The 8,523-nt window shown below is 57.7% G+C and carries 6 protein-coding genes; 2 read left to right on the forward strand and 4 right to left on the reverse strand.

Annotated features, from left to right (window positions below):
- Positions 1-185: 185 nt before the first annotated feature.
- From ENN40_09195 to ENN40_09205, 3 genes are all read right to left on the reverse strand, one after another.
- Entirely contained in the window at positions 186-1,109 is a 924-nt protein-coding gene (locus tag ENN40_09195; GenBank protein HDP95519.1) for a DUF1684 domain-containing protein, read from the reverse strand.
- Entirely contained in the window at positions 1,106-2,077 is a 972-nt protein-coding gene (locus tag ENN40_09200) for a hypothetical protein (GenBank protein ID HDP95520.1), read from the reverse strand. Before ENN40_09200 ends, ENN40_09195 begins: the two co-directional genes overlap by 4 nt.
- Before the next feature lie 62 nt (positions 2,078-2,139).
- Positions 2,140-3,516 carry a hypothetical protein gene (locus tag ENN40_09205; GenBank protein HDP95521.1) on the reverse strand — a complete coding sequence of 459 codons (1,377 nt, stop codon included), beginning with the start codon at positions 3,514-3,516 and terminating at the stop codon, positions 2,140-2,142.
- A gap of 119 nt (positions 3,517-3,635) precedes the next feature.
- Here ENN40_09205 and ENN40_09210 point away from each other — a divergent pair, with 119 nt between their 5' ends.
- Together ENN40_09210 and ENN40_09215 are read left to right on the forward strand one after the other, a co-directional pair.
- Positions 3,636-4,418: a hypothetical protein gene (locus ENN40_09210; GenBank protein HDP95522.1), complete on the forward strand. Its 783-nt coding sequence runs from the start codon at positions 3,636-3,638 to the stop codon at positions 4,416-4,418.
- Positions 4,419-4,521: 103 nt separating this feature from the next.
- Positions 4,522-6,459 carry a DUF3520 domain-containing protein gene (locus tag ENN40_09215; GenBank protein ID HDP95523.1) on the forward strand — a complete coding sequence of 646 codons (1,938 nt, stop codon included), beginning with the start codon at positions 4,522-4,524 and terminating at the stop codon, positions 6,457-6,459.
- A gap of 55 nt (positions 6,460-6,514) precedes the next feature.
- Here ENN40_09215 and ENN40_09220 read toward each other — a convergent pair whose 3' ends face one another.
- Complete coding sequence (locus ENN40_09220; protein HDP95524.1) at positions 6,515-8,137, reverse strand: hypothetical protein; 1,623 nt, start codon at positions 8,135-8,137, stop codon at positions 6,515-6,517.
- Positions 8,138-8,523: the final 386 nt, after the last annotated feature.

Below are 8,523 nucleotides of genomic sequence, written 5' to 3' on the forward strand. Positions count from 1 at the left end.
AGCAAGCCCGGCGGTTTGTCCAGGACCGTTTCCAGGTCTTGTGTCCCCAATCGGTGACCCTGGTCCCGTATCCATGGGCAGAGGATCCCTGAAGGCATGATGATCAAGTCGCGATGATAGGCAACACCGTCCACTTCCAAGCAGCCGAATCGCAATCCGGTGATGCGCATGCACTGTTCCCTTTTTCAATGATGGCCGAAACCGGGGATTGTTTTTTCTCCCGCGGTGATATGGACATCCAGTTCGTTTGCCGCCGGCGGAAGCGGGCAGGTGGCGAACGGGGAGAATGCACACGGCGGGTTGGTGGCACGATTGAAATCGAGCACTGTTCGTCCCCGGTCATCCGGAGGGGGAACGGAAAGAAACCGCCCGCCGCCGTACGTACTCTCGCCATTGGTGAGGTCGCCGAAAACCACGAACAGCTGGTCTGTTGTACCCACAGGCAGCAGGCGCATGGATTTTTGCTTTACCGTGAAACGCAGTTCCCCCGGGCAGGATTCCGCCGTCACGGTTCCCAGTACATTCGGGACGGAAATGGTAAGGGGCCGTGAATAAGCCACAAAATGTGCCTCGATTCGCCGTTCGGGGTCGGGGTCGAAGGCGGGTATTCGCCGCAGTCTGCCGATGCGTGGATGGCGCCGGTCCCGGAGACGGACCCCGATGCGCTCCCCCCGGCGGATCAGGTGCCACTCCAGCGAGCCGGATTGCAGGCGGGTCGGCGTGCCCTTATCATCGGCTTCCAGCATGATTTCCCGGTTGACCGGCTGACCGGATGCGGTTACCTTCACCCCGCGCGCGGGTGTGAAACCGGCCCGTCCGTCTTTTAATCGAAATGTTCCGATCCGTTCCGCAAAGGGGGCGTGGGTGATGCGAAAGTCATTATCGGCGGCGCTTCCCATGGTGTGTGCCCCCGGTGTCAACCAGAAAAGACCGGCCAGGCTGAGCCATCCATCCGGTGCTTTGAGGTTCTGGAGACGCCGTGCCCGCCAATCACGCCATGACCGCAGGAATTCTTTTTCCTCGGGGGACCGGTGGTTCGTGCAGGCGGCAAGCAGGAGCAGGGCGGATATGACAAGAACGGCGGCACTGGTGCGCTTGCTGCTTTTCATGGCGTTTCCGGCCGCGGTCGCATGTCCATGCGTTCCAGGACCGCTTGCGTCAGGCTCTCCAGCATCGATTCATCGCCCTTATCCTTAATCACGATGTCGCTGCGAAAGCGCGTGTTATCGGCGTTGACCAGAACCACGATCCGCGCCTGCATGGCGTCTTTCTCTAGAAAAAGCAGATAGCCTTCCGCCGCGGCCAGTTGAATGGAGGATGTGCGCGAGATGACCGCGCCGGAATAAGGGGCTTCGCGGCCCTGTCGGATGCGCAAGATATGCTTCTGGAGTTCCTGATCGCCGTCCCATGCCTGGGTGCGGGGAGCGGCGTCAATGGTGAGGCTGACTGCATTGCCGTAGCGGAAGGTGACGCGGCTGTGGTCACCGACTAAAGCGGGAGTTGAGGAAAATCCGGGAGGCAATTCCAGGGAGTAATATCCGAAAGGGTCTTCGTATTCGACCCAATTTCCGGAATACCCCGCAACCAGGTTCGTGGACGTGGTGCTCGTGACTTTGGGCATGCGGCTGATGGGCAGGTTGAGCATGATGGCGTACAGGATTCCCAGAATCGCCACGGTGGCCAGGGCCCAGATCAGTGGATGGGTGCGCCGCCGCCGAGGGGTTTTTGTTCCAACGTAGGGGGATTGAACCGGTTTTTTTGCGGTTTCCGGCGTGTTAAGGGTCGGCGCGGGCGGCCGGGAATCCGGCCGGGATGGCGGTACGGCTTCTGCCTTTGCTTCCAGGTTTTCGGGGACGACTTCACAAACAGCGCCGGTCTCGTCGAAAACACGACGGAACCGTTCCGCTTCTTCGCGGGAAAGCGCGGATTTCAGTACCAGTCGTTGCCCGGAGAACAGGCGGTCGATCTGTTTGGGAGTGCTCTTGTACAGCGATGCCAGGCGTTGCCGTACGGTCACATTGTCGAAGCCTTCGCGGATCCGTCCGGCAAATACGATCTTGAAGCGTGAATCCATCATTTCTTCTACCCCCTGCGGAAATACCATACCGGATTCAGGTTGTCTTCTCCGCCATCAATGGACTAGAAAAAAGAACCCTTGCCCTTGCGGGGCCGGCGGGAAGGGGAGCCGGAAAGTTCCTGCAGCGCCTGACCGGCCTTGGTATGGTCCATATTGATTTCCAGGGCTTTGCGGAAATACTTTTCCGACATGCGTCGCAACCCGGCCGAGCGGAACATCATGCCCAGGTGATAGGCGGGTTCCGCGTTCCAGGGCTCCATTTCAGCCGCTTTCAAAAGGTTTTGTTCCGCGTTCTTGCGAAATGCCGGCAGATGCATCTGGCAGAGTCCGAGTTGAAAAAAGTACTTGGCCCGCTCGGAATCCAGGCGGATGGCCCGGTCCAGGCAATCCGCGGCTTCAACGTAACTTTTGCGCGCCTTGTGTTCCAGGGCTTCCTGAAAATACACCTGTGCCTGCTTTACGGGGTTCACGGTCTCCACTTTTTGCGCGGGGCCTGGAGGGCTTGATGTGGCGGAAGATGTGAGCGTGTTTCGGGCTGCTTCCATTTGTTCAACGATCTGTACGGCGTCATCGTACAGTTCACTTCCAGGATCCAATTCCAATTGTTGGGGATGGAAATCCCGGACACGTTTGCGAAAGGCGTTTTCTATTTCCGCGGGAGCGGCGCCCGCCGAAATTCCCAGCAGGTCATGGGGGTCCAGTTGCCCGGATTCCAGGCAATCCCGCCAGCGGATAATCATTTCCCTGCGTTTTTTTACGGCGTCACTGGTATCCGGTCCCGAAAAAACCACGCCGCCGAGTAGAAAAAACAGGATAAGGGTTTCCCAGTAGTCCTGCTCTTCTATTCCCAGTTTTGCGCGGATCTGATCATGGGACCGGGCATTCAGGCGTTGCATGCGGGAAAAGAGCGAGGATTGGCGTTCATAAACCCGGGACAGAACCTGAACCGGTATGGAAACAAAGCGGGGATGGCTGCGGCTGAAGATTTCACGAAAATAGTAATGGGTTTTTACGCTGGATACCACGTCGGAAAGGATGTCCGCCAGATAAATTCCGCCGGATTTGGACAAGGGGGCGTGGGCGCGAAAGGTCCATTGCCCTTGCGCCAGGGAAAACAGCGAGAAAGCGATAATGCGCATGCGGTGCAGGCGGGCGAAATCAACTTCCCCCCTTTGCAATACACCGCGGTTGATCAGTAATTCGGCGAAGCGCTCGTCGTTTTCTTCCAGGACATCACCGGAAATCAGACCGCAATCCTGTAATATGGTGGTCAGCCCTTCCTGTGGCCGGGTGCTCTCCACGTCTGCCAGCATGCCCCCGGAAAACACCAGTTTCCTTGTACATCCCTCACCGGCAACAGTCAGCGTACCTGAAGCCTCTTCGGCCAGGATACGCTTAAACTCCAGCAACAGGGGGGAGCGGTCCAATGTCGGGCTCATCATCCTTTCCGCGATGATTATGGCATGTTGCGGTGCATGGAGTCAAACAGGAGCACCCTCAACTTGTATTCCTCTCCATCTCTGTTAAAATCAGTTACCGGGAAACCGGCGGGAGGATCATGAAGCGATTTGCCCCGAAACGAATGGCTGCGGGATGGATGGCATTGGGGCTGCTGTTCAGTGGAGCCCCGTTTCTGGAGGGGAAATCAGACAAGGCAACGCAAATCCAATCCGCCTTTGCCGATAGGCTTGACAAGATCCAGTCTCATCCGGAGGGATTTGAAAGGTTCCGCAGGCAGCATCCAAATTTGTTTCCCCGGGATGAATGCGGGGAGTGGGTGATGGTACGCAAAGAAAAACTCCAATTAAAAAACGGTGAAAGCATGGTCGTGGGGGCGGCTTATTCCCGGGTGTTGATTCCCGCGTCCATGCAACGGGTGATGCGTTACCTGGAAACTCCGGAATGGTTCCAGGATCTGTACGATCTGGATGCGGATGCCGTGATCGCACATGCCGGCAACGCCGGGGACGGGTGCTTCCAGGCCCGGATTTTCAAGCGTGTGCCCCTGTTGCCCAATCAGGATTTCGTACTGGGGTTTTCCCGGGTGCAATTCACGGATGTCTGGTTTCAACGCGCTCGTCTGGTTCAAGATCGCAAGCAATTCGCTGTTCGGGATAACCTGAAGATCCTTGTACCCAAAGACAACGGAGTCATGTACCACGAAATATCACTGGTTTACCCGCAACGCTGGTGGGCCAGGGCATTGGGTCCCACTTTCCGCAGCATCATGCGTCGCCAGGTCCGGCAAATGCTGGTCGTGCTGCGTTGCGTGATCCGTTCGACGCCGGAGCTGCAACCCGGGCGCGCCCGTGATTGTTGGGAGCAGGCAGGGCGGGATTGATTTTTTTTGCATATCAACCCGGGGGAAATTTTGTGAATGGTCCGACAGAGTAGTTGGAAGCCATTTCAAAGGAGGCCGTTCCGGAAACGGAGCGGATGAGAAGATGAAACACAGAGCATGGACAATCGGGTTTTTGGTTGTGGGTTTACTGGGCTGGCTGACGGCTGCCGCACCGTCCACCGGCGTGCTTACCGGCACCGTTGTGGACGCGAACGGCCGGGCGCTGCCGGGAGCAAAGATTTCCGCGATTTCTCCGGCCCTGAACCAACCCCTGAGCACGGTCAGTGATGCCGGGGGAGAATGGCGCCTGGAAAACGTAACTCCCGGAGTGTATCGCCTGACGGTTGAACGCGCCGGTTTTATCTCAGTGGTTAAAAGGGACCTGAAGGTGACGGCCGGAAAAACCCTGCGCGTGGACGTACGGCTTTCACCGGACATCAAGCTGGAAGTAGAAGAAACCGCCGTGGCCGCTGATGCCTCGGCCCCCCAGGTCAGGCACCGGCAAATGAAGATGGCGGGCCATCCCCGGGGAGGATATGCCGGGCTGGAAGCCCCGACTCCCATGCCGCAGTGGAACACGGAAGAGTACGCCCATATCGACGAAAACCGCTTTCACAATGCGTTGGAAAGTCCGTTATCCACTTTCTCGATTGACGTGGATACCGCCTCTTACGCCAATGTACGCCGTTTCATCAACATGCAGCAACGCCCTCACCAGGACGCGGTTCGCATCGAGGAGCTGGTCAACTACTTTCACTACGAATATCCGGAACCAAAGGGGCGCCATCCTTTTTCCATCAGCACGGAAATATCGATATGCCCCTGGAACAATGAACATTACCTGATGATGGTGGGCATTCAGGGTAAGCGCACCCTGGGCGGCCCCCCCCCGGCGTCCAACCTGGTATTCCTCATCGATGTGTCCGGGTCTATGAATTCGCCGGCCAAACTGCCCCTGTTGAAACGTTCATTCAAGCTCCTGACATCGCAATTGAGTGCCCGGGACCGGGTGGCGATGGTGGTATATGCCGGCGCCGCGGGTGTGGTCCTGCCTTCCACCGCCGGTGACAAGGCGGATACGATCATGGCCGCGCTGGAACGCCTGCGGGCCGGGGGTTCGACCGCCGGCGCCGCGGGGATACAACTGGCTTACAAAGTAGCTGAAGAAGGGTTTATCAAGGGCGGCAACAACCGCATTATCCTGGCAACGGATGGTGATTTCAACGTGGGCGTAAGCAGCACATCCGACCTGGTGAGCCTGGTCGAAAAGAAAAGCAGCCAGGGAATTTTCCTGACAGTATTGGGTTTCGGCATGGGCAATTACAAGGACGCGCGCATGGAACAGATGGCGGACAAGGGGAACGGCAACTACCATTATATCGACAGCATCCTGGAAGGCCGCAAGGTGTTTGTGCACGACATGCTCGGCACCCTGTTCACCATTGCCAAGGACGTCAAGATCCAGGTGGAGTTCAATCCCGCCCATGTCAAGGGTTACCGCCTGGTGGGTTATGAAAACCGCCGCCTGGAAAACGAGGACTTTGCCGACGACACCAAGGATGCCGGTGAACTGGGCGCCGGCCATGCGGTAACGGCTTTTTATGAAATCGTCCCGGCGGGTTCGGATGAAGTGGTGGGCGGCAGCGGTGACCTGAAATACCAGGACAAAAAGATCACCCCGGATGCGCGCCGCAGCCCGGAATGGGCCACCGTCAAGTTTCGCTACAAAAAACCCGACAAAGATACCAGTATCCTGATTGAACAAGCCGCGCGTCCGCTGAAGAAAGCGCCTTCAGCCGTTTTCCGTTTTGCTTCCGCGGTGGCGGAGTGGGGGCTGTTGTTGCGGGATTCTCCGTTCAAAGCCGATGCCGATTACGCGGCGGTGGCCAAACGCGCCCGCGAGGCCCGGGGCGAGGATCCGTACGGGTACCGGGAAGAGTTTATCCGCCTGGTGGAAACCGCGGCCCTGTTAAAAGAGACCGAGGACAAACCGGAAAGCGCGGTACGAGAACCGCGTCCCTCCGTACCCCACCGGCACTGAACAGCGCGACCGTGCGGGGGCCGGGTTCGGCCCGGCCCCCGGTCCCGGCCGTCGCTTACTTTTCAGGACCGTAAACCAGGTCTCCGTTCACTAAAATGATATCCTGGTGCTTATTGCCGGGGTCATCCGCACTGTACAGGCCCCGTTGTTCCCAGCCTTCGAAGCGGCCGTCCGCGCCGCCGGATCCCAGGGCAAAGTCCGTGATGCCGGGTCCGCGGAGATAGAGGATGGGATTCCCCCAGCCGTCTTTGAAAATTTCAATGGTTTCCGGCGTCGTGCCGTGTTCCGCCAGGTAACCGAGAACCTGTGTAGAGATCGAGCGCATTTGTGCCAGGGTTTTGGCTCGGCGCGCCAGTTCCGTGCTTTTCACCATGGCGGGAACGGCCACCGCCGCACCGATCCCGGCCGCCATGACCGCGGGCAGAACCATCAGTTGGTGCAGTGGCAGGTTGTGGTTCAGCGTATAACAAAATCCCGTAGAGTCGTGCCTCATTACCCCGTACATGGAAAAATCCCCGGGGAACAGGTTCATGACGGTTTGCAGGCCGGCCCGGTCCGTCTCTTTCAGTTCCGGGTTTTTAAGGGCCGTGGCCTTGATGCTTTGCATCACTTCATTCACCCGCGGGGAAATGTAGCGAAAACCATTGCCCTCGGCGGGTATGTCCCGTGCCAGTTTCTTGAACTCGGCGGTATCCTGGAGCCCGCCCGTACCGGCCATCAAAGTTTCAGCCAACTCTCTGGCCGAGGCAAATACCAGGTAGCGGCCGTTGCAGGCCAGGGTAGGTGAAGAGAATACCGGATTTGGAGGAGCGGGCAGAGGCAGGAAACGGACCGCTTCGGCGGGATCAGCTTTTTTCTCCGGCTGGATGCCGGCGGCGACGATGTCATAAAGGGCAAAGTCCTTGACGGCCACAACCAGGGCCAGGTTCGGGGCGGGAATCGGCATGGATGCTTTTCCCAGCGGAACCTGGATGGTACGCTGCCTGTCCAGTGTAATTACCAGACCGGCGCTGCCGTTGAATCCGTTCAGGATGGTATCCGGGTCAATTCCCTGCATCTTTAACGCCGGTACCAGGACGGAAACACCTTTCTTGAACTCTTCCACATCACTTTTTTCCGCCTGGGCGTGGATCCAGTCCCAGACTACTTTCGGACGGAAATCCCCGAATTGGGCCAGCGCCGTATCCGCGGGTAAAAATCCCAGCTCCGCCAGGGCGTGGGGCTTTGGCGCATAAAGGTTCCAGATCAAGTCAGTACCGGTTTGCGGGGCATGGTAAAGCACCATGCGGGTGCGGTGCATCTTATCGCTCAGGGGGATGGAGCTGGCGCCCAGGGCGCGTACGCGGTACAGACCGGTTTCCCCGATCATGCGCCGAACCAGTTTGAACCACTTGAGGTTGTTCTTGCGGGTGGTTTCATCAGCCGGCTGTTTTTCCAGCACGGATTGGATGCCTTCCAGCGCCTTTTCGCAGAACTTCACCAGTCCCGCGGTATCCCAGAACAGGTACATGGTACCCCCGGGGTCCAGTTGATTGGTGACGGCGGCGAACGGGCCGGCTTCGGAAACCGCCCCTTTATCCGTGGTTTCACCCAGTCCGGGGCCCAGGAAAAAATAGGCCGCCAGGGCGCCGATAACGATGCCGGCCACAAGCAAGGCGATCATGGTACGTGCTTTCATATTTCCCTCCTCGAGGGGATCCGGAAAAACAGAATCCCATTTCATTGTACGATTATAAGTAAAAGTTGAAAAGTTGGAGAGTTGAAAAGTTGAAAAGTTGGAATCTATTACGTTTTGTATGGGTAAATACACATTGGTAATTGGTAAGCGGTTGTGAGTATGAGTACCCAGAGGGCATACATACCCGCAGGGCATAAAGCATAAGCGAACGCAAACGTAGGTTCCGGGGACCCATGGTCTGAGACGGAATGGTCGGCTTAGGGGTACTCCCCGAAGACGAAAGATGGCCTCGGAAACATCCCTAACATCCACCATGGCCATCTTAAGCCGTCGAAGGACACCGAAGTGGTGAGCGGTGATTTGTGCCCGAAAGGGTACTCTCATGC

It is taken from the genome of Candidatus Aminicenantes bacterium (assembly GCA_011049425.1).
In the GTDB taxonomy this organism is placed as follows: domain Bacteria; phylum Acidobacteriota; class Aminicenantia; order UBA2199; family UBA2199; genus UBA876.